This window comes from Comamonas sp. MYb69 (assembly GCF_037479315.1).
GTDB lineage: Bacteria > Pseudomonadota > Gammaproteobacteria > Burkholderiales > Burkholderiaceae_C > Comamonas.
Genome location: NZ_JBBGZG010000004.1, coordinates 215,526 through 235,685, shown reverse-complemented (window position 1 = coordinate 235,685; position 20,160 = coordinate 215,526). Strand labels below are relative to the sequence as shown.

Annotated in this window: 18 protein-coding genes; 9 read left to right on the top strand and 9 right to left on the bottom strand. The window is 64.4% G+C overall.

Annotated elements, in window-relative coordinates; all coding sequences use genetic code 11:
• Positions 1-189: 189 nt before the first annotated feature.
• The 5 genes from WH303_RS07400 to WH303_RS07380 all read left to right on the top strand — a co-directional run bounded on the left by WH303_RS07400 (position 190) and on the right by WH303_RS07380 (position 5,964).
• Positions 190-486: a hypothetical protein gene (locus WH303_RS07400; protein WP_339517702.1), complete on the top strand. Its 297-nt coding sequence runs from the start codon at positions 190-192 to the stop codon at positions 484-486.
• Positions 487-681: 195 nt separating this feature from the next.
• Positions 682-1,164: an RNA polymerase sigma factor gene (locus WH303_RS07395; RefSeq protein WP_339517701.1), complete on the top strand. Its 483-nt coding sequence runs from the start codon at positions 682-684 to the stop codon at positions 1,162-1,164.
• A gap of 21 nt (positions 1,165-1,185) precedes the next feature.
• Positions 1,186-2,181, top strand: a complete 996-nt coding sequence (locus tag WH303_RS07390; RefSeq protein ID WP_339517699.1) for a FecR family protein — start codon at positions 1,186-1,188, stop codon at positions 2,179-2,181.
• A gap of 127 nt (positions 2,182-2,308) precedes the next feature.
• Positions 2,309-4,765 (top strand): TonB-dependent siderophore receptor, encoded by a 2,457-nt coding sequence (locus WH303_RS07385; protein ID WP_339517698.1) that lies wholly within the window; start codon positions 2,309-2,311, stop codon positions 4,763-4,765.
• Positions 4,765-5,964: a PepSY-associated TM helix domain-containing protein gene (locus WH303_RS07380; protein WP_339517697.1), complete on the top strand. Its 1,200-nt coding sequence runs from the start codon at positions 4,765-4,767 to the stop codon at positions 5,962-5,964. The genes WH303_RS07385 and WH303_RS07380 overlap by 1 nt, the downstream gene beginning before the upstream one ends.
• 31 nt (positions 5,965-5,995) lie before the next feature.
• Here the strand turns inward: WH303_RS07380 and WH303_RS07375 are convergent, their stop codons facing one another.
• Positions 5,996-6,913, bottom strand: a complete 918-nt coding sequence (locus WH303_RS07375; protein ID WP_339517695.1) for a LysR family transcriptional regulator — start codon at positions 6,911-6,913, stop codon at positions 5,996-5,998.
• Between the two features lie 135 nt (positions 6,914-7,048).
• On the opposite strand from WH303_RS07375, the gene WH303_RS07370 reads away from it, so the two are divergent.
• A complete protein-coding gene (locus tag WH303_RS07370) occupies positions 7,049-7,798 on the top strand; it encodes an SDR family oxidoreductase (protein WP_021027496.1) in 750 nt (249 codons plus the stop codon).
• A gap of 131 nt (positions 7,799-7,929) precedes the next feature.
• Positions 7,930-8,421: a hypothetical protein gene (locus WH303_RS07365; protein ID WP_339517693.1), complete on the top strand. Its 492-nt coding sequence runs from the start codon at positions 7,930-7,932 to the stop codon at positions 8,419-8,421.
• Between the two features lie 314 nt (positions 8,422-8,735).
• On the opposite strand, the gene WH303_RS07360 is transcribed toward WH303_RS07365, so the two are convergent.
• From WH303_RS07360 to WH303_RS07345, 4 genes are all read right to left on the bottom strand, one after another.
• The gene (locus WH303_RS07360) at positions 8,736-9,221 is read right to left on the bottom strand and encodes an ASCH domain-containing protein (RefSeq protein ID WP_339517691.1); all 486 of its coding nucleotides are present in this window, start codon (positions 9,219-9,221) and stop codon (positions 8,736-8,738) included.
• A 467-nt stretch (positions 9,222-9,688) separates the two neighbouring features.
• Positions 9,689-11,281, bottom strand: a complete 1,593-nt coding sequence (locus tag WH303_RS07355; protein WP_339517689.1) for an aldehyde dehydrogenase (NADP(+)) — start codon at positions 11,279-11,281, stop codon at positions 9,689-9,691.
• A gap of 132 nt (positions 11,282-11,413) precedes the next feature.
• Positions 11,414-12,745 carry an MFS transporter gene (locus tag WH303_RS07350; protein WP_339517687.1) on the bottom strand — a complete coding sequence of 444 codons (1,332 nt, stop codon included), beginning with the start codon at positions 12,743-12,745 and terminating at the stop codon, positions 11,414-11,416.
• 113 nt (positions 12,746-12,858) lie between these two features.
• Positions 12,859-13,995, bottom strand: a complete 1,137-nt coding sequence (locus WH303_RS07345) for an iron-containing alcohol dehydrogenase (RefSeq protein ID WP_339517686.1) — start codon at positions 13,993-13,995, stop codon at positions 12,859-12,861.
• Between the two features lie 104 nt (positions 13,996-14,099).
• Between WH303_RS07345 and WH303_RS07340 the strand changes: the two genes are divergently transcribed.
• Positions 14,100-15,029: a LysR family transcriptional regulator gene (locus WH303_RS07340; protein WP_445228265.1), complete on the top strand. Its 930-nt coding sequence runs from the start codon at positions 14,100-14,102 to the stop codon at positions 15,027-15,029.
• Positions 15,030-15,283: 254 nt separating this feature from the next.
• Positions 15,284-16,294 (top strand): hypothetical protein, encoded by a 1,011-nt coding sequence (locus WH303_RS07335; RefSeq protein WP_339517685.1) that lies wholly within the window; start codon positions 15,284-15,286, stop codon positions 16,292-16,294.
• An 81-nt stretch (positions 16,295-16,375) separates the two neighbouring features.
• Here WH303_RS07335 and WH303_RS07330 read toward each other — a convergent pair whose 3' ends face one another.
• From WH303_RS07330 to WH303_RS07315, 4 genes are all read right to left on the bottom strand, one after another.
• Positions 16,376-17,683, bottom strand: coding sequence for an MFS transporter (locus WH303_RS07330; protein ID WP_339517683.1), 1,308 nt, complete (start codon positions 17,681-17,683; stop codon positions 16,376-16,378).
• A gap of 163 nt (positions 17,684-17,846) precedes the next feature.
• Positions 17,847-18,821: an NADPH:quinone oxidoreductase family protein gene (locus WH303_RS07325; RefSeq protein ID WP_339517681.1), complete on the bottom strand. Its 975-nt coding sequence runs from the start codon at positions 18,819-18,821 to the stop codon at positions 17,847-17,849.
• Positions 18,818-19,342 (bottom strand): MaoC family dehydratase, encoded by a 525-nt coding sequence (locus WH303_RS07320; protein ID WP_339517679.1) that lies wholly within the window; start codon positions 19,340-19,342, stop codon positions 18,818-18,820. Before WH303_RS07320 ends, WH303_RS07325 begins: the two co-directional genes overlap by 4 nt.
• 9 nt (positions 19,343-19,351) lie before the next feature.
• Positions 19,352-20,158, bottom strand: coding sequence for an enoyl-CoA hydratase/isomerase family protein (locus WH303_RS07315; RefSeq protein ID WP_339517678.1), 807 nt, complete (start codon positions 20,156-20,158; stop codon positions 19,352-19,354).
• Positions 20,159-20,160 lie beyond the last annotated feature (2 nt).

The following is a 20,160-nucleotide window of genomic DNA, read 5'->3' as shown; positions in this document are numbered from 1 at the left end:
GCGAGAAAATGGGCAAGAACCATGCGAGCCTGGAACAAATCCGTGGCGCATCTTCGTGCAACGGCCCGCATCGAATCAATCAGCCTTCTTGTTTATCGGCTACATTCGCGATCGTGATCAGCAGCAGTTGGCCAACCATCTGCGGATTGCACCATCCCCCCATAGCATCGCAAGGGAATCTCTTCCACCATGAGCCTTGTCACCGATCTTCTCGCCGGCATTGCGGAGTTTTTCGCCGATGTGTTTGTGTTCAGGCGCCAGCGCGAAAAGCAGGGCCATGCCAAGCGCGATATCGCCGATGACGCCATGGCGGTCGCGCATTTTGAATTTGTCACCTTGCTGTGGATTGCGCTGGTCTGTGTTGGCTTGATGTTTCTGTTGATTTTCGGCTTGGGGGTGCCTGTGGGTTGGGGAATCGGCATTGGCCTGGTCGTTGCAGCGGTATGGGGCTACAGAAAATATGCCCAGATGCTGCGCGAGCCTTGATGGCTTGGGTCCTCAGAACCCAGCGTTTTGCATGCCCAACGCAGGGCGAGCCCGGCATTTCCACCCAAGCTCGCAGGGCTAAATAGCAACCATTTACAAAGCCGTTACAATCGCGGCTCTCTCCTCCCCAGCAACAGATCCGCCCCGGCGGTCTCAGCCAAGCCAGGAGTTCTCTTCTTGTCTTCCGGCTGAGGTGTGTCCGTGCCCGAGCGCTACTACAGAGAACTGCTGCGGTATTTCACACGCAGCGCAGGTGACGGTGATGTCGCCGCCGACTTGGTGCAAAGCGCCTATACCCGTATCTATGCGATGCAGCGTTCTGGTGGAACGGTGCTGGATGCGCGCGCCCTGCTCTACAAGACGGCGCGCAACCTGGCAGCCAGCGGTGCAACGCGCAGGCTGGCCGAGCAGCGTGTGCTGGATGCGCTGAGCCTGGTCGCACCGACCAGCGCGCCCTCGGCAGAAAGCGCGGCCATGGCCCGTGAGCAGCTGAACCTGTTTTTGCAGCGGCTCGAAGCCATGCCGCGCAAACGCCGCGATGTGTTCATCCTCGTACGCATCTACGGCTACAGCTACCGGGAAGCCGGTGAGCACCTGGGCATGACCGAAACCAATATTGAAAGGCATGTCATGCGCGGCATCCTGGATTGCGCAGCGTATGCGCCCTCTCGCGCCTGAATACGCAAGCACGGCAAGACCATGGCATCTTCTGAACCCCCTCGCAAACTGGTGGAAGCAGCCTTGCTGCTGGTCGGCCGCGTCCACAAGGGCAGCAGCGATGCAGCGCTGGCGGCCGAGCAGGAACTGGCGGCGCACTGGCGTACCGGCTCCCCCGAATGCCGGGCCGCACTGGAGACCGCCGAGCGCCTCTGGGCCAGCACCGATGGTAGCCATCTGCAAGCCAATGTGCCGCCCCCTTCACGCCAGGCCCCACGGCGCGCGCGGCGCAATACCTTGGGCCTGCTGGGCCTGGGCGGCTTGACGGCGGTGCTTTGGGGTGGTGGCCGCTGGGTCTGGCAGCGGCCGGTGTATGAGCAGGAGTTGCAGACCGCGCATGCGCAGCAGCGCGACCTCAGCCTGCCCGATGGCTCGGAACTGAGTCTCGCGCCGAACACCCACACGCGCATCGCCATCTACCGCGATCGCCGCGAGGTGCAGCTGCTGCGCGGAGAAATGCGCTTCCGCGTGGCCCCGGATGCCGACCGCCCCTTCAGCGTGACCACCGACTGGGGTGGCGTGCGCGTGCTGGGCACGGTGTTCAGCGTCAGCGTGCGAGAGCAGCAAATGCGAGTGGCCGTGGCAGAAGGCCGGGTGGCGGTGTGGCCCGCCGAACACCCCGGTGCAGCCGTGGACATGAAGGCCGCGCCTCCCGTCACGCTGACGGCTGGCGACGCGATTGCGGCCGACCAGCGCGGCCTGGGACCCCGCTTGCAGGTACCTGCCGACAGCGTGGGCGCCTGGCGCAGCGGCTGGCTGGTGTTCCACAACACGCCGCTGGACCAGGTGCTGGAACAATGGAACGACTACCTGGCACGCCCGCTGCGGCTGGGCAGCCATCCGCAGCTGCGGCAATTGCGGCTGTCGGGGAGCTTCCCTTTGCGCCAGCCCCAGGCCTTTTTGACGGGCCTGCCGGACATGCTGCCGGTGCGCGTGCTGCGCAATGGCGCTGGTGATGTCAGCGTGGAGCTGCGCTGACGGCGCCCTTGCGCAGCGCCTGTTTAATGCCGGTTGGCACCGTTACAAATATTTTTTGGAAATCTTGTCAGGGTTGAAGCCCTTCGTTGGTCTTCTGCTGGAAACCCTCCACTGGAAGCACCTTCTCATGACCCGACCCTCTCTGGCAGCGCGCAGCGCGCGTTCCTTTGCTCTATCCCCGTTGGCCTTCGCCGCGCTGACGGCGGCCGCGACCCTGACCGCGTTTGGCATGGCGCCCGCCGCCTGGGCCCAGGCGCCTGCTAGCGAGCAAAGCCTGCAGACCGCTGTGCCGGCGCAGGCTTTGGCGCTGACACTCAACGCCATCTCTCGGCAAACGGGCATCGCCATTGGGGCCGATGCCGCGCTGCTGCAGGGCAAAACTGCACCCGCCGTGCCTAGCGGCCTCAGCCTGCAGCAGGCCATCGACCGCGCCCTGGCGGGCAGCGGCCTGGTGTCCGTGCGCAGTGGCCCGGGCACCATCTCCATCCGCCCACAGCCACCAGTGGCGCAGGATGCGCTCACCCTTCCGGCAGTGACCGTGACCGCTGCAATGGACACGGAACGTGCAAACGGCCCTGTGTCGGGTTATGTCGCACGGCGCGCCACGGCGGGCAGCAAGACGGACACGGCCATCATCGATACGCCGCAGTCGGTGTCGGTCATCACGAATGACGAACTGCGCAGCCGCCAGGCCGAGACCTTGTCCCAGGCACTGAACTACACCCCGGGCGTGACCACCCAGCCCACCAGCTTCAGCCGCACGGCCGACCGTTTCCGCATCCGTGGCATGGATGTGGAGTCCGCCAACAGTGGCTCGATGCGCGATGGCCTGCGCCTGCAAAGCAACTCCTACGACGGCATCCAGGAGCCCTATGGTTTGGAACGGGTGGAGGTGCTGCGCGGAGCGGCGTCGGTGCTTTATGGGCAGCTGTCACCCGGTGGCGTGGTCAATGCCGTCAGCAAGCGCCCCACGTCCGAGCCCATCCGGGAGCTGGGCTTGCAGCTGGGCAACCACAACCGCCGCCAGCTGACGGCAGACTTCAGCGGCCCCGTGGCCGGCAGTGACACGCTGGACTACCGGCTGACCATGCTGGGGCGTGACAGCGGTACCGCCAACCGCTACATCCCGGACGACAAGCTCTACATTGCGCCCGCCCTCACCTGGCGGCCCAGTGCGGACACCACGCTCACCTTGCTGTCCTTCTACCAAAAGACCAATACGCGCTTCTCAGCCCCCTTGCCCTACCAACTGGTGGAAGGCGTGGGCCAGGGCCCCCATTTCATTGGCCGGGGCGACTTCATTGGCGAGCCCGACTACGACAAGATGAAGGGCGAGATGTTCACCTTGGGCTATGAGCTGAGCCACGCGCTGAACACAGACACCCGCCTGCACCACAGCCTGCGCTTCTTTGAATCTAAGGTGACCTGGAACTACCTGCAGGCCCAGACCAGCGCGGCGGCCATTGCCGAGGCTGCCTCCACCGGCGTACTGCGCCGCCAGTACAGCGACCGGCGCGAACATGCCAAGGGCCTGGTCTCGGACACCCGCATGGAGTTCAACCGCCAACTGCTGGGTGCCGACCACAAGCTGCTGCTAGGCCTGGACCTCTACCGCATGGACTATGACTCGGAGAACTTCCGCGCCAATACCTCGTCCATCAACCTCGGCAGCTACAACTATGGCCAGCCGGTCAACGTGAACCGCGATCCGGCGCTGGACCGTGGCTCGCGCCGCAAAACTACGCAAGCCGGCCTCTACCTGCAAGACCAGATCAGCCTGAGCGACCGCTGGACCGTGCTGGCTGGCCTGCGCCGCGACTGGGCACAGCAGGACCAGACCGCGCACCGCGACGGCAGCAATGCCAAGCAAAAAGATGGCGCCAACACCTGGCGGATGGGTTTGGTCTACAAGGCGCCCAACGGGCTGGCGCCGTACCTGAGCTACAGCGAATCCTTCTTCCCGGTGTCGGTGTCTGAAGTCTCGGGCATGAGCTTCCGCCCCACCACGGGCAAGCAGTACGAAGCCGGCCTGCGCTACCAGCCCGAGGGCAGCCGTACCCTGCTGAGCGCCGCCATCTACCAGCTGGTGCAAGACAACGTGCTGAAGTTCGATGCCGGTGAGAACAGCTACCGCCAGACGGGACAGGTCCGCTCACGCGGCCTGGAGCTGGAAGCCAAGACCGAGGTATCGCGGGCGCTCAGCCTGATCGCCTCCTATGCCTATACCGATGCCAAGATCACGCGCAGCACCATCGCCAGCGAGATCGGCCAGCGCAGCGAAGACACCCCCTACCACCAGGCCGCTCTTTGGGCTGACTACAACTTTGCATCCTGGGGCCTGCCACAGCTGCGCCTGGCTGCAGGCGCGCGCTACAAGGGCAGCACCCGCGCATCAGGCATTGCCACCGGCATGCCCGCCTACACCGTGGTTGATGCGCTACTGGGCTACCGCTTTGACGCGCATTGGGATCTCAGCGTCAACGTGAGCAACCTGATGGACAAGAAATTCACCCAATGCGAGTTCGCCATCTGCCACTACGGTGACGAACGCCAGGCCAGCGCCAACCTGACCTACCGCTGGTGATGCCACGGCGCAAAGCCTCGCTGCGGGGCTGGTTGGTCCTGGCCCATCGGATTGCCGGCCTGAGCCTGGCGGCCTTCCTGGTGGTCGCCGGCTTGACCGGCAGCCTTTTGGTGTGGAACAGCGAACTGGATGCCGCGATCAACCCGCAGTGGTTAAGGACCACGAGCGCAGACCCCACCACCCGGCCCATCGACGCACTGGCGCTGCGCGACATGGTGCAGGCGCAGTACCCCCATGCCCTGGCCCTGCGCGTGCCGCTGGCACAGGAGCCCGGCCATGCGCTGGTGTTTTTGCTGCGCCCGCGTCCAGGCAAAGCGCCGCTGGAGAACGACGAGGTCTTCGTCGACCCCACCAGCGGCCAGATCCTGGGCGAACGGCGCTGGGGCGATATCACGCAGACCTGGCGCAATCTGATGCCTTTTCTGTACCGGCTGCACTATTCACTGGCGCTCGGGGCGGTGGGCACCTGGTTGCTGGGCCTAGTGTCGCTGCTCTGGATGGTCGATAGCGTCATCGGCTTTTGCTTGACCCTGCCCGCCAGCGCCAAGAATGCAAAACGCCCCTGGCTGGGACGCTGGGCGCGGGCCTGGAAGCTGGACATGCAAAGCCGCTGGCGTGCCACCTTCGACCTGCACCGCGCGGGCGGCCTGTGGCTGTGGCCGCTGCTCTTCGTGCTGGCCTGGAGCAGCTTTGCGCTCAATTTGCCGCAGTGGCATGACCCGATGCTGCGGGCCTTCAGCGCACAACAGCCCAGCACCGCCGAACTGCCCCGGCGCAAAACGCCGCTGTGGCAACCCGCGCTGGGCTGGCAAGCCGCACACGCGCAGGCCCACAGCCTGATGCAGCAACTGGCCCAACAACAAAAATTCCAAGTGCTGGCAGAAAGCTCCTTGGCCTATGATCCACGAGTAGGCCTGTACCGCTATGACGTGCGCAGCAGCCTGGACATCAAGGATGAAGGCGGCAGCACCCGCTTGTTTATGGACGGCGACAGCGGCGCCCTGGTCGCCACCTGGTTCCCGACGGGCACTGCCGGCGCGGACACCTTGATCACCTGGATCAGCAACCTGCATATGGCCAGCGTGGGCGGCCTGGCCTACAAGCTGTTGATTACCATGACGGGCGTGGGCGTAGCGATGCTCAGCGTGACAGGGATGTTGATCTGGTTGCGCAAACGTGCCGCACGTAAAAAGAGCTGAGCTTGTTTTCGTCAGCTGCGGACGAATGCAGTCAGAAGTTCCTATGCAGCAAGGGCGGCACCAGGCGCGGATCGCGCAGCTTCTCCACCCACCACTGCAGCGCAGGCCCTGCGCGGTGCGAGTGCCATCCGACAAACAGCAGATTGGGTTCGCGCGGGTCTTGCGTGGCCAGGGCCACCAGGCTGCCGTCGGCCAGATGATCGCGCACCTTCTCCAGCGGTAGCCAGCCAACGCCCAAGCCTGCGACCTGGGCAGCGATTTTGGCGCGCATGCTGGGCATGGCCAGGCGCTCCTGGTGCGTCTGCACGCCGTAGCTGCGGGCAACAGCCAGGCGCGAGGTATCGGCCACGACGACCGAGCGGTGCGCGGCGATGGCCTCCACCGACAGGGGTTGTCCGTCTTGTGCCTCGCGCGCAAGCGGGTGGCGCGGCGACACCGCAAACACCCATTCCAGCTGCGCCAGCTCAAACCATTGCAAGTGCGCCATGGCCGGAGGCTCGTTCGTGGCGGCCACCACAAGGTCGGCGCGCTGGTCCAGCAGAGCCTCCCAGGTGCCGCCCAGCACCTCATGGGCAACGCGCAGGCGCACGCCACTGTTGAGCGCATCAAAGTCGGCGATCAAGGGCAGCAGTGCCTCGGTATTGGCCAGCTCGTCGGTGACGATACGCAGCTCGGACTCCCAGCCCCGCGCCACCTGCTTGACCCGCTCCGTCAGCCGCCGCGCCTGGGCGTGCAGCTGGGCGCCCTGCTCCACCAGCAGCAAGCCCGCTGGCGTGAGCGCGATGCGGTAGCCCGCACGGTCAAACAGCAGGGCATCCAGCCGCTCTTCCAGCTGGCGCGCCGCATAGGACACGGTGGACGCGGCCTTGCCCAGGCGCTCGGCCGCGCGCGACAGGCTGCCGGTGGCACGCACCGCTTCGAGAAGTTGCAAATCTTCCAGACTCAACATGTTCGATATTCTTGCACGAGTTCATCGAAATCCTGGTGTCTGTAGCGCCACCCACCGTCAGATACTTCATTCATCGGCCCTGCACCTGGGCAGATAGCCCAGCAAGACATCAACGAAACAACTGAAGGAAATACCATGAACCGCTTTGAAGGAAAGAATATTTTGGTCACCGGTGGCAGCAGTGGCATCGGCGCCGCAGCCGCCATCGCCTTTGCCCGTGAAGGCGCCCGCGTAGCGATCACCGGCCGCGATGCCGACAGCCTCGCCCGCGTCAAGGCCGAGCTGGGCCCCCACGCGCTGGCCCTCGTCAGCGAAGCCGGTGACGTATCAGCCCAAGCCGCACTGGTGGCCGAGTTGCAAACGCAGATGGGCGTGATCGATGGCGTGTTCATCAACGCCGGCGTGGCCAAGTTCGGCCCGCTGGCGCAGATCGATGAAGCGCTGTGGGACAGCAGCTTTGACACCAATGTCAAAGGCCCCTACTTCCTCATCCAACGCCTGGCTGCGCTGATGACGCGTGGCGGATCGATCGTGCTGAATGGCTCGATCAATGCCCACATCGGCATGCCCAACTCCAGCGTCTACGCCGCCAGCAAGGCCGCGCTGATCTCCCTGGCCAAGACCCTGTCGGCCGAGCTGCTGCCCCAGGGCGTGCGCGTGAATGTGGTGAGCCCCGGCCCCGTCAGCACGCCGCTCTACGGCAAGCTGGGCCTGGCCCCCGACCAGGCCAAGGCCATGGCCGCCGGCATCCAGACGCAGATTCCGCTGGGCCGCTTTGGCACGCCGGAAGAAATCGCTGCCACCGTGCTGCACCTGGTGTCCAAGGAATCCGGGTTTATTGTGGGCACCGAGATCATTGCGGATGGGGGGATGAGCCAGATGTGAGGTGGGGGCAGCAGGTGCCGGCGCGATGGGCTCTTCTGAAGCCGACACCCTTCAGAAAAGACCCAGGCACGCGAAACTGTATGCATAGCCAGTAGAATTTTGCCCTTGATAGTTTTCACAAAGGCCCAAACATGTCCGAAGAGCTCCAACAAGAAGCGGCCTCCGTCTTCGAGGATCGCCTTTGGCACCACAACGGCTGGGAGGCCCGCGTCATCAAGAATGAAGACGACGATGGCTGGGCGGTTGCCATGACCCAGGACGGCCAGGCCGAGCCAAGCCTGGTGGGCCCATGGACGATGGGCCGCGACAAGAAAAATCCCAAGCCGCTTGACGTTTCTGCTTTCAACACCCTCGTCAAGACTGCCCACGAAGTCATGCGGCGGCATGAGCAGCACCTGGCGGCCCAACTGCACAAAGACATCCAGATCTTGGTGAATGGATCGCGCGTGACCATCTCTCTCGATATTGAGCCCGACGAGGACAATCCCTCCGCGACCCTCACCGCCACCGCAGAAGATGGCAGTGAGTTGGCCAAGGTTCGCGTCAGGCCGGACCATAGCCTCAGCCGAGCGTCTGCGCAACGTTGGGCCGATGCAGGCTATCCGCGCCCCAGCGAGGAATGAGCTACAGCCCGCACCAGCTCGCGCGGATGCTTGGGTCGGCAGCGCTTATTCATAGGCCACCGTCGGTGACTCACGTCGACCGGGCTGCGCCCCCAAGGCGTGCGCGTGCGCGTCGTGAGCCGCAGCGCTCTCAGCACCTCCCCTCTACCGTAAGCTAGGCCTGGCCCCGATCGAATGAAAGCCATGGCAGCCGGCATCCAAACGCAAATCTCGCTGGACCGCTTTGGCACACCAGAGACGGAGATTGTTTCGGATGGGGGATGAGCCAGATGTGAAGCAGAGGGCCAACCTGTGCACGCCGTTTGAGCAGAGGGTCAGGCCGTGCTGCGTGCCACTGGGGGATAGACCACGCGGAATCGCTCGCAGGCCAGCAGCATGTCTTCATCGAACGAGCGACCTGTGTTTTCGCATTCTCTGCTGAAGTACGCAAAATGCGCTTCACGCCAGTAGGCCAGAGAGCCATCCCCTTCGCCCTCCGTGGCCGCAAATTCCGCCGTAACAGCGCTAAACGGCACGATATCGACCTGAACGGTCTCGATGATGCACAAGGGGATGTCATTGGAGTCGGTTACCACGCTCAGGTCCCCTGGCTTGGGCACACCTTTGCCAGATGACTCGTAGGACCAGACGGATCCGGCAGTGGCGCGCTTGGTGCCTGCCAGCACGAGCTGCCCGAGTTCATCAGCCATTGACGGAGAGTCGCCAAAGCCGAAGGCTTCGTAGAACCTTTCGTCCTGGATTCCGCCTTGCTCCAAAGAGTATGCGGACCACATCGAGAGAACGTGAGCTGGGATGGTCATGGTGCTAGATGTTGTGCGCTGCAGCGCCGTGCCAACCGCAATGCCTACGGCATAGTCTGATCACTGATGGCGCCTGAAAGGCGCCAGGTTTGAAACGGGACCACCGTACCAACGTCCGAGTATAAATAGTCCCACCCAGCGCGTGCGCCCAACGATACCGAGAAACGCAAAGGGCTTCCGGGAACCCCTACTTCAGGCGTTTGTCTTCACCGATGTGCGGATGCCGCTACGCAGGGGCTCCCCGCGCGCAAAGACTCGGCCCGCTTTTTTTGGATTCATATGCGTACTCCCAGCTGGCGCAACTGCAAAAAGCCGAAGCACCAAGCAGTTCTCACAACTTCCAATAGGCGCAAGCAGTGATGCGTCCTGCCTCCGCACAAGCCAGGCGCCCCCATATGCGGTGGAATGCCATGGAACGCCTGGCTTGCTACTCCAGAGAGCCCTCACCGCTCCCCAAAAATCCCTCCTCAGCCAACAGCCCCCTGGCTAGGCTGCCCATCCACCAAGCGCCACAGCCCCAACGCATTGTCATTTTGCAAAGCCACCGGCCGCAGCGCATCGGGCAGATCCTGGTAGCAGACCGGGCGCAAAAAGCGGTCGATGGCGCTCGCGCCGACGGAGGTGTACATGGCGTTGGAGGTGGCGGGGAAGGGGCCGCCGTGGACCATGGCGTGGCTCACTTCCACGCCGGTGGGGAAGCCATTGACGAGGATACGGCCGCATTGGCGCTCCAGCACCGGCAGCAGCGCGCGGGCGCTGTCGTGGTCGCCCTGCTCCAGGTGCAAGGTGGCGGTGAGCTGGCCTTCCAGCTGTTGTGCAACCTGCAGCAATTCGTCCACACTGCTGGCTTTGACGACGATGGAGGCGGGGCCAAACATCTCTGACTGCAAGGCCTCGTTTGCCAACAAGGTCTGGGCGCTGGTCACATACAGCGCGGCCTGGGCGGCGTTGGCATGGCCCGCGGCCACGCCGGCGGCCAGCTGCTCCACGCCGGCAGCGGCTTGCACCTGCGCACGGCCGGCCTCATAGGCCTGGTGGATGCCGGCGGTCAGCATGGTTTGCGCGCCCTTTGCGCGGATGGCCGCAGCTGCCGCACTGATAAAGCTGTCAAGCGCGGGGCTGTCGATGGCCAGCACCAGGCCGGGGTTGGTGCAGAACTGCCCGGCCCCCATCGCCAGCGAATCGGCAAAGCCCTGGGCCAGGGCCTCGGGCCGCGCGGCCAGCGCCTGGGGCAGCAAGAAGACGGGGTTGATGCTGCTCATCTCGGCGTACACAGGGATGGGCTCGGCGCGGCTGTTGGCGATGCGCAAGAGCGCCAGGCCGCCTTGGCGCGAGCCGGTAAAGCCAACGGCCTTGATCGCGGGGTGGGCCACCAGGGCCTCGCCCAGTTCACGGCCGGCACCCACCAGCAGCGAGAAAACGCCCTCGGGCATGCCCTGGCGTTGCGCGGCCTTTTGCACCGCCCGCGCCACCATCTCCGAGGTGCCCAGATGCGCGCTGTGCGCCTTGACGATCACCGGCGCGCCAGCGGCCAGTGCCGATGCGGTATCGCCCCCTGCCACCGAAAACGCCAGCGGAAAATTGCTGGCACCAAACACCGCCACCGGGCCCAGCGGGATCTTGGCCAGGCGCAGATCGGCACGGGGCAGCGGCTGACGCTCGGGCTGGGCGGTGTCGATGGTGGCGCGCAAAAAATGGCCGTCGCGCACGACCTGGGCAAACAGGCGCAGCTGGCCCACGGTGCGGCCGCGCTCACCCGTCAGCCGGGCAATCGGCAGTCCGCTCTCGGCATGGGCGCGCTCAATCAGCGCATCACCCAGATTCAGTATTTCTTCAGCAATCGCTTCCAAAAAGGCAGCGCGCTGCGCCAAGGGCAGATTGCGGTAGGGATCGAAAGCGGCAGCGGCCAGGCTGGCCGCCAGGTCGACTTCGTTGTTGCCACCCAGACCAAACTCGGGCTCGGCGATGGGGGCGTTCAGTATGGGGTTGAAGGCGCGTTGGCTGCCGCTGGTGCCGCGCAGGCTGCGGTAGCCAATGACCATGTCTCCAGTGATCTGCATGGAGGGTTTCCTCAAGAAGTTGTTTTGGGGGAAAGATGAAGGGGATGCGCGTAGCGCGCCCAGCATGGCAAGACCCACCGCAGGCCAGCAGCGCTGCGGCAGGTCCAGCCTATCAGGCCAGTATTCAGGCCATCACTCGTCCAGCGGCAGGCCGCTGCGGTCGCGGGCAACGCCCACGGCGACGATGGACACCAGTGCACACAGCACCAGGAAGATGACCACCGGCACATAGCTGCCGCTGTAGTAGGCGATCAGCGCGGTGGCAATCAGCGGCATCGGGCCGCCCACCAGGGCTGCACCAATCTGGTAGCCCAGCGACATGCCGGTGTAGCGGATGTCTGGCGGGAAGGCCTCGGCCAGCAGGGTGCCGATCATCGCGCCATAGCTCGACCAAATGATGCCCAGGCCCACACCGACGGCCAGCGCTGCTGCCCAGACGGATTTCTGATCAAGCAGCCAGAAGTACGGGAAGATCCAGAGCATGAAGGCAATGCTGCCGCCGATAAAGACCTTCTTGCGACCGATCTTGTCCGACAGGTGTCCGAAGAACAGCATGCAGGGGAAGGCGATCAGCGCGCAAATCAGCACGATATTGAGAATGGTCGAGCGGGCAAAGCCGTGGTCCATCATGTACGAGATGGTGAAGGTGGCGTAGAGGAAGAACGTCGAGGTCTCCACCACCTTGGCGCCGATGGCGATCAGCACTTCACGCCAGTGGAACTGCAGGGTCTGCTTGATCGGGATAGGCGCGCTGCTGCGGCTGGCCTGGATTTTCTTGAACGATGGCGTCTCGCCCACCGCATTGCGGATCCACATGCCCACCATCACCAGCACGATGGAGCCCACAAACGGAATGCGCCAGCCCCAGGCCAGGAAGGCCTCTTCGCTCATGCTCGCGCTCAGCAGCGAGGTGATGATATTGCCCAGCGCCAGGCCCAGCACCGCGCCGGTCTGCGGCACCGCGCCGTAGAAGCCGCGCTTCTTGCGCGGCGAGTACTCGACCGCCAGCAGCACGCCGCCGCCCCACTCGCCGCCCAGCGCCAGGCCTTGCAGCAGGCGCAATACCGTCAGCAGGATGGGCGCCAAGATCCCAATCTGCGCATAGTTGGGCAGTAGGCCCATCAGCACGGTTGACAGGCCCATCATCGACAAGGTCATCGCCAAGGTCTTCTTGCGGCCAATGCGGTCCCCGATGTGGGAGAAGATCACGCCGCCAATCGGGCGGATCAGGAAGGCCAGTGCAAACGTGGCCAGCGACAGCATCTGGCTGACCAGCGCGTTGTCGCTGGGGAAGAACTGCTTGGCAAAGATGATGGACGACATGGTTCCGTAGAGGAAATAGTCGTACCACTCGATGGTGCTGCCCACCGCGCTGCCAATCAGCGCGCGCCGGCGTTCCGCATCCGGAACCATGGTTTCCTTGTCGGCCATCGTGGCCGTGTGATTCAGAGAGCTGCTGCTCATGTCTCCACCTTTTGCTTGTTGGTTTGGGAATGTCTGCGTGTGCGCAAGCCTGCGGCCAGCCGGCCGTTGCGGCGGCGGGCCGGGCTTGCGTCTTTTTTGTTGAAAATGCCGGTTTACATCGACTGGCGCAGCATCTCGACATAGTCGTCGGCACTGGCCTCGCGCGGGTTGGTGCGGTGGCTGTGGTCGGCCAGCGCGCCCTTGACGATGCGCTCAAACAGGTCCTCGCTCACACCCAGCTCGGCCAGGCCCGTGGGCAGCTGCAGGGCGCGGGATTTGGTGACCAGGGCCTCTTCCACCGACACGCCATCGGCCAGGCCCATGGCCTGTGCCAGGCGTGCGATCTTGTCTTCGCGCACCACCGACTCCGCCCCCCGGTTGAAGCGGATCACCGCTGGCAGCAGGATGGCGTTGAGGGTGCCATGGTGCAGCTTGGGGTTGATGCCGCCCAGCGAATGGCTGAGGCTGTGCACGCAGCCCAGGCCCTTCTGGAAGGCCAGCGCGCCTTGCAGCGAGGCACTCATCATGTTGCTGCGCGCCTCCACATCGGCGGGGTCACGGAAGGCCACCTCGATATGGCGCCAGGCGCGCCACAGGCCATCGAGCGCAATGCCATCGGCCGGGGGGTTGAAGGCGGGCGCCAGAAAGGTCTCGATGCAGTGCGCAATCGCATCCATGCCGGTGGCGGCCGTCAGGCCTGCGGGCAGGCCCAGGGTCAGGTTGGGGTCGCAGATGGCGACCTTCGGGATCACATGGGGCGAGAGGATGCCGACCTTGCGGCCATCGTCCAGGATGATGATCGCGCCGCGCCCTACTTCGCTGCCAGTGCCCGCCGTGGTGGGCACGGCAATGATGGGCAAGGTGGCGGCAGTGATCTTGAGCGCGCCGCCCTCGATCAGCGCAAACTGGCGCAGCGGCCCTGCATGGCGGGCCGATACTGCCACCGCCTTGGCCAGGTCAATCGATGAGCCGCCACCCACGGCGACGATGCCGTCGCAGGCGCTGTTATTGAGCGCCTCGACGCCAGCGCGCACGGCCGTCTCCGACGGGTTGGGCGGCGTGCCATTGAACAGGCCAAAACGGGCCGCGCCCAGCGCCTCTTTGACCTGGTCGATGATGCCGGCCGCCTCCACCCCTTTGTCGGTCACGATCAAAGGATTGGTAATACCCAGCTTCTCGCACACATCCTTCAGTTCCGCCAGCACACCGGCGCCAAAGCGCACTTCGGTCACATAGTTGATCAGAGCCATAACGTTTTACCAGTTATATCCATTGCTATCAGAAGGCCCGAAGTCTAGGCAGCGCAGCCCATTCGGTACACTGACGGCTTCCCATACCGATATAACTTTTATTCATGGCCAGCGGCATCCCCAGCCTCAATTCCGTCATGTCGCGCCTGCATGCCAAGCAGCTGCGCCTGCTCATCGCCATCGAGGAAAGTGGCTCCCTGCTTGGCGCTGCGGACAAAGTCGGCCTCACGCAGCCGGGCGCCAGCAAGGCGCTGCGCGAGCTCGAGTCGACCTTGCAGGTGGACCTGTTCGAGCGCACCAACCGAGGGCTAATCCCGACGGAGGCCGGGCACTGCGCACTGCGTTTTGCCCGCCTGATCCAGTCGGACATCAACCAGCTGCGCTTTGAGCTCGATGCCATCGCCAGCGGCGTGGGCGGCCACCTGGCCATTGGCACCATCATGGGTGCGGTGCCGCTGCTGTCCGATGCGCTGTCGAACGTGCTCGCGCGCCAGCCGCATATGTCGGTGGAGATCATCGAAGACACCAGCGCAACCCTGCTGGGCATGATCGAGCGCGGCCAGATCCATGCGGCCATCTGCCGTTCCTCGGTCAGCCGCACGCCCGAGGTCTATGAGTCGCTGTTCATCAAGCAGGAGTCGCTGTCGGTGATTGCCAGCGTGCGCCACCCTGCGATGGGTGCCAAGGCTGTGCAGTTGCAGGACCTGCAGGACAGCCGCTGGCTGGTCTACCGCGCCCGCATGCCCATGCGCCGCCTGCTCGAGCGCGAGTTCCATGAAGCAGGACTCCACTTCCCTTCGCACCTGATCGAAACCACCTCGGCGCTGGCCACCGTCACCATGCTCGGCCGCAACAACGACCTGGTGGCCCTGGTCTCCGACGACATCGCGACCTACTTCTCGCGCAATGGCCTGGTCGGCACCATCGATCTGACCTTGCAATCGCGCAGCGAGCCCTATGAGCTGGTGCTGCGCAAAGGTGCACCCCGCAGTGCTGCGCTGGGGCTGTTGGTGGCGGCGCTGTGCGGCGCATAAGGCATCCAGCGAGAAAGACGGCTGCATAGCGGCGTTTTGCAGCTGGATAACTGCTGCTCTAGCCGCATTAACGTAAGCTTATGTAATAAAAATACTGCTAGGATGGGGCATGGCACTCCTGTTCCTCAAGACCAAATTCGTTTTTATTCAATGAATCGTTGGCTTATCTCAGTGACCGGGCCAGGCAACGATGCCCGTGACTTTTGCACGCTAAGAATTCAAACGAATAACCAGTAAAAAATAACAAATAGCACATGAACACCACGCAGATTGCGATCGCAGCGGCCAGCCTTGTCCTGCTGGGGGGATGCACGCCTTATGCCTACCAGGGACGCATGTCCCAGGATGAGCAGCTGAAGATCTACCAGGATGTGGAGACCTCCCGCCGCGAAGCCGCCCGGAATTTTGAGAAATATGCAGCGATTTGCCTGGCTGAGTTTCCGAATGCCACTGACGCCAAGAACGATGGCAACCAGCATCTGTCGGACCAGTGGGCGGTGAATGTCGCGATGGTCTCTGATGGTGATCCGCTGGTCTGCTCGGTCAACCGGGACAACCTGACCGTGGAGCGCATCCACAGTGGCTCGCGCACGATGGCACTGGGCGAGTACCGGGCTTACCTCAAGGGCGAATTGGCGCCCAGCGTCTACCAGTCCAAGGATGTGTCGCTGGGCCCATCGGACAAGTACCTGCTGGCACCGCGCCCCACGCTGCAGCTGTCGCGCCTGGTATGGGATGACCTGGCTGCGCCGGAGCGCCAGCTGCTGGAAGCGAACTACAGCATCGACTACTTCGCCGCCGCAGAGTTCGGCACCATCATTGATGTGCAAGGGGTCGATGAATCCACACCGGGCACCCACGCGGGCGCGGCCATTGGCAGCGCCGTCGCCAGCGCCGCCTATATTGACCGCGCGATTCGCGGTGGACACAACTACTCCGTCGGGGTCAACCTGGCGGTCGGGATACTGGGGGCCGTGCTCGGCTCGCTGGCGGACAAGCCCGCCGTCACGCAATTCCAGTTCCGCTACACCGTCAAGAAAGGCGATGGCGAGCTGGACTATGTCCACCAGGTCCAGGAGACGGCTTTCCGCAGCTCGCCGGGCGCCTGCGTGCTGTTGCCCACCTTGCAAGCGGCCACCCAGCAGCTGTGCGACCAGACCCCGGACAGCCTGAGAAAACGCCACCTGGCCAAGCTACAAGCTGCAGCGGCGGCCGCAACCGCGACCGCAACTGCAACCGCAGCACCCGCGCCCCAAGCAGACTGAAGCGAGTTGAGCGGCCACCCAACCCCCTCCCGCCGGATGGCGGTGGCCGTCCCTGCGGCGCAGGACTGGCGCGTCCAATCCTCAGGTCACCGAACGCGCCGCATCGCGGCGGATCGATAGCACGCCAATCAAGCCAATGATGGCCGCCGCAATCACAAAATACGCGGGTGACTGCTTGTTCTCGGTCATCTGCACCAGCTTCACAGCCACATAGGGGGCGGTGCCGCCCGCGATGATCACGCCGAAATTCCAGCCGGTGGCCACGCCGGTGTAGCGGTACTGCGGCTGGAACAACAAGGGCAGCAAGGTGTAGGCGCTGACCTGGGTGGCAACGGTGTTGAGCATCAGCACCACATAGGCCCAGGCGGCAACCATCAGGCTGCGCTCCATCAAGCCCATCATCGGGTAGGTCAGGAAGATGTAGCCGATCAGGCCCACGAGCATCAGGCGGCGCAGGCCGATGCGGTCACCGATGTAGCCGCCCAGCGGCATGAGTAGCGCAGACAGGCCAATGGCCAAGGTGGCGACCCAGTACACATTACCGGCGGGGTAGCCCAGCTGCTTGACCAGGTGGATGCTCATGTAGGTGAGGCCGATGTAGGCCGTGCCATTGGTGGCGGCGCTGATCGCGGTGGATTGCAGCAAGGCCTTGGTTTGCAGGCGGAAGACGGCGCCAATGGGCGAATGCTCCTTCTTCTCGGGCTTGCCCTCATAGGTCTCGCGCACGCGCGTGCGGGCCCAGATGCACAGCAAGGTCAAGGGCAGCGCCAGCAAAAAGGGAATGCGCCAGCCCCAGGCGCTCATCTGCTCGGGCGTGGTGAGTGCGGTGACCGCACCGGCCACGGCTGCTGCCACGGCAAAGCCGCCGGTCGATCCCATGGGGGTGAAGGCGCCAAAGGTGGCCTTCATGTGCGGTGGCGACGACTCCGAGATAAAGGTGGCCGAGCCCCCTACTTCGCCACCGGCTGAGAAGCCTTGCAGCAGCCGCACCAGCACCAGCAAGGCGGTGGCGAAGTAGCCCATCTGCTCATAGGTGGGCAGCAGGCCCATCAAGGTGCTGCCAATGCCCATGCAGATCAGGGTGCCCAGCAGCGCCGTCTTGCGGCCATACTTGTCGCCGATATGGCCAAACACGATGCCGCCCAGCGGCCGCACAAAGTAGGCCGTGCCAAACACCGCCAGCGCGGCCAGCAGCGATACCGTGGGGTCGCCGCTGGGAAAGAACAGCGGCGCAATCACCACCGCCATATAGCCGTAGAGGCTGAAATCGTAGTACTCGATCAAGGTGCCCACAAAACCCGAAACCGCTGCGCGTTTGGCATCGGCGGGTGCTCCGCTCTCGCTGGCCTGCGCTGCTATATCAGCGCTCAAGGTGTTCGCATTCGTCATGATTCATCCATTCGGAAAGGTGGTTTGGATAAGGGCAGCCCCCTGAGAACCTGTTCAAAGGGCCACCCCGGGGTTCACATCGGCGCCGAGGGCTTTATTGCCCCCTTGTCTCGTGGCACCGGTGTTCAAGACGGAAACCGGGAAATGCTGGGGGGTGTAGGTGCTAGGGCACGACGACTCCTTTGCCAATGGCCTGGCGCTGGCGCACGGCCTCCAGCGCAGCAGGCGTTTCCTCCAGCGAGAAGCGCTGGGAAATCAGCGGCCGCAGCCGCCCCTGGGTGTAAAGCTCGGCCAGCGCCTCGATGTCGGCCACCACATGGGCGCGCTCGCGCTGCAGGTAGTCGCCCCAGAACACGCCCACGATGGCGCAGCCTTTGAGCAGCGGCAGATTGAGTGCAATGCGCGGAATCTCACCACCGGCAAAGCCCAGCACCAGAAGGCGCCCACGCCAGGCAGTGCTGCGCAGGGCCGGCTCGCTAAAGCGCCCGCCCACCACATCGCAGACGACATCCACGCCCCGCCCGCCGGTGATGGCCTTGAGCCGCTCGCGCAAATCCTCGCGTTCGTAGTCGATGGTTTCATCCGCGCCATGCGCGCGGCAGGCGGCCAGCTTTTGTGGCGACGAGGCTGCCGCAATCACCCTTGCGCCCATGGCCTTGGCCAGCTCAATGCAGGCAATGCCCACACCGCCGGCTGCGCCCAGCACCAGCACCGTCTCGCCCGCTGCCAGGTCTGCCCGGTCGCGCAGCGCGTGGTAGGCCGTGCCATAGGTCATCAAGAGGGAGCCCGCCACCTCAAACGGCAGGCCGGCCGGCATGGGGAAGAGCGCAGCAGGCTGCACGCAGATCTGCTGCGCAAAGGCGCCCCAGCCGACAAAGCCGATCACGGCCTGGCCTTGGCGCACGCCCTGCACCTCGGCACCCAGCTCTTCGACCACGCCAGCAAATTCGCCCCCAGGGCTGAACGGCAGTGTCGGCTTGAACTGGTAGCGGTCTTCGATGATGAGGGTGTCGGGGTAGTTGATGCCGGCCGCCTTGACGGCGACGACCACCTCGCCGGGCGCGGGCTGCAGCGCAGGCAGATCGCGCAGCTGCAGCGCCGATGGCGGGCCAAACTGTTCGCAGACGACGGCCTTCATCGCGCGCCTCCTTGCTTGAACATCCGGCGCACCACCGACTCGGCTACACAGGCAGGTTTGCTCTGGCCCTCCAGCTCTACCGTGGCGTTAAAGAGCATCTGCACACCACCGGTGACCCGGCTGACGTCGGTCAACACAAAGCGGCTGCGCACCCTGCTGCCTGCCCGCACTGGCTGCATAAAGCGCACGCGGTTCAGGCCGTAGTTGATGCCCAGGTCGCAAAACGGCAGCAGCCCGGGCATAAAGTCCTCATAGTGCTTGCCCAGCAGCGACAGCGTGAGGAAGCCATGCGCAATCGTGCCGCCAAAGCGTGACTCCTGCGCTGCACGCGCCGGGTCTACATGTACCCACTGAAAATCGCCGGTCGCCTCGGCAAAGCGGTCGATGCGGCTCTGCTCCACCTCCACCCAAGGGCTGACATACAGCTCGGTGCCGGTAAGGGCTTGCAGATCCTCCACGCTCTGGCAGGCGGGCACCTGCAGGCCAGGGTCCTGGGCGGGCGGATTCCGTAAATCGTTCATGTCGCCTCCTTAGCGCCCCGTGAACACGGGGCTGCGCTTGTGCAAAAAGGCCTGCACGGCTTCCTGGAAATCCTCGGTCATCAGACCCAGCACCTGGGCATGGTTCTCCAGCTCAATGGCTGCGGCCAGGCTCGGGGCATCCAGGTTCTGCCACATCAGTCGCTTGGTATGGGCGGTGGCATACGGCGCATGGGCGGCGATCTGGCGCGCGCACTGCAAGGCCCGCTCCAGCAGCTCGGCAGCAGGCAGCACCTCGCTCACCAGGCCTATGCGCAGCGCCTCGTCCGCAGCGACGGGCCGGCCGCTCAGCATCAGCTCAAAGGCGCGCCCGGCACCGATGAGGCGCGGCAGGTGGTAGCTGATGCCGCATTCACCGGCGGTGATGCCGATCTTGATGGCCCCCACATGGAAGGCCGCCTGCTGCGCGGCAAAACGCACATCGGCGGCCAAGGCCAGGGCCATGCCCGCGCCGACTGCCACGCCGTTGACAGCCGCGATCACCGCCACGCTGGTCTCGCGCAGGCGCTGCACCAGGCCGGCAAAGTGCTGCTGCAAGTCCATGTTCTCGCGCACGGTGGCCGGCAGCTGCCCGTTCTCGTCCAGCAAGGATTTGAGGTTCAGCCCGGCGCAAAAGCCCTCCCCCTCGCCGCTGATGACCAGCACGCGCAGGCTGGCATCCGCCAGGCAGGTATCGAGCAGCGCATGCAGAAACTGCAGATCGGGCAGGCTCAGCGCATTGAGGCGCGTGGCACGCGTCAGGCGCAGCAAGGCAATGCCCGGCTGCAGGGTCTCCAGGGTGGCGGCATCGTTTGGCATGC